Raw genomic sequence first — 1,448 nt, 5'->3', positions numbered from 1 at the left:
TATCCCTCTTCTGTCACTCTCCGGAATCAATGAGTAACAAATAAGCCATATTATCCAGAATACAAAAAGGTTTGACATTGATTAATTTCCCTAATGAGCTGATTTAATCCCAGCAATAACTTGGTATTAGGTAAAATATCTAACCATGGAAAAATGACCCATAACATCATAATTGGTTGAATTAGTAAACGCAAATTGTTTAAGACATTCTTCCATCCATCTTCATGATTCCATTGTTGATGATTACTAACCTCCACATCATCAGTGTCTGTGGCCTCATTTTCTACTTCTGGAGATTTATTTAAAAAAAAGCTGGAGATTTTAGACTAATCATTGTATATACACAAAAGATTATTTCCCACCACTTCTGTATCTCTTTAAATTTAGTAAAGCGATAATCTGTCCATCCCAACTCCTGTTTGCACTGGCGAAAACCATATTCTACCCATGTTCTTAACCCATACAAATTCCCTAAAGTTTTCTTGAGATTACCGGTTAGGTTTGTCATCACAAAGGAAGTGGAATTTTCTGGCATTGTTTCTGGGTCTGTGGTTATTTCCCAGTAAGTTACTGCTCTCCTTTTTCCATAGACTATTTCCCTAATGTATCTAATTTCTGATTTTTGATTACTAAATGTTCTGGTAAATTTACACCACCTGTTCGCTCTAACCGTCTGTTCGGATGGCATCCAAACCCCATGATTACTCCTAATTGCTACTACATAAGACAGTCTACATTCCTCTAATTTCCTAATAAACTTACTACTCTCACCATACAAACTATCTGCTAATACTAGTTCAATATTTAATCCTTCATCTACTAGCTCTTCGATTATTTCTGAGGCTAAATCTATTTTGGTTTTGTACTTATCTTCTTGTTTTAGTGTTCCTCTTGGTTTAAAGATTTTAACGACTAAGGGAAACGTTATATTTTTATACAATCCGTAGGCATTCACTGATACTATGCCATTATCTATTTTCCCGACACTTCCTAAATATTGTCTGGCTACATAGTCGGTCTTATTGCCCTTTTTTCTATCTCCGGTTTCGTCAATTATTAATTTGATCGCTCCTCCCTTTAATTTACTTTTTATTTCCTTGATTCTTCGCTTTTTAAGTTCTTCTACTGACCAAGGAGAATTGGCGATAAAGTGATGTAGTGATTGGGCCGATTTCATCCCTACTACTTTGGCTATTTCTGGTAATGATTTTCTTTTTATTGGTGAGATTATTCCTAAGTGTAAATACTTGAAACACTCATAATTTCTTACTTCTTTAAATAAATCTTTGTAGGTCTGACAATAAGAGTCTATTACCGATACTGTCAGCTGGGGGTCTCTTGGTAAATGTTTGAGAACTTGTAGCTCTACATCCATTGCTGTGTCTACCTTGTACAGTTTGATTTTTTTCTTTCTCTATTCATTATACTCGGAAAGTGACAGAAGAGGA

The 1,448-nt window shown here is 34.8% G+C and carries 1 pseudogene; it reads right to left on the bottom strand.

Annotated elements, in window-relative coordinates:
* Positions 1 to 50: 50 nt before the first annotated feature.
* Positions 51 to 1,375: pseudogene (locus F6K53_RS42240) on the bottom strand (IS701 family transposase).
* Positions 1,376 to 1,448: the final 73 nt, after the last annotated feature.

Source organism: Moorena sp. SIO4A1, assembly GCF_010672065.1.
Lineage (GTDB): Bacteria > Cyanobacteriota > Cyanobacteriia > Cyanobacteriales > Coleofasciculaceae > Moorena.
The sequence above is the reverse complement of the archived record's forward strand: the minus strand, read 5'-3'. Positions and strand labels throughout refer to the sequence as shown.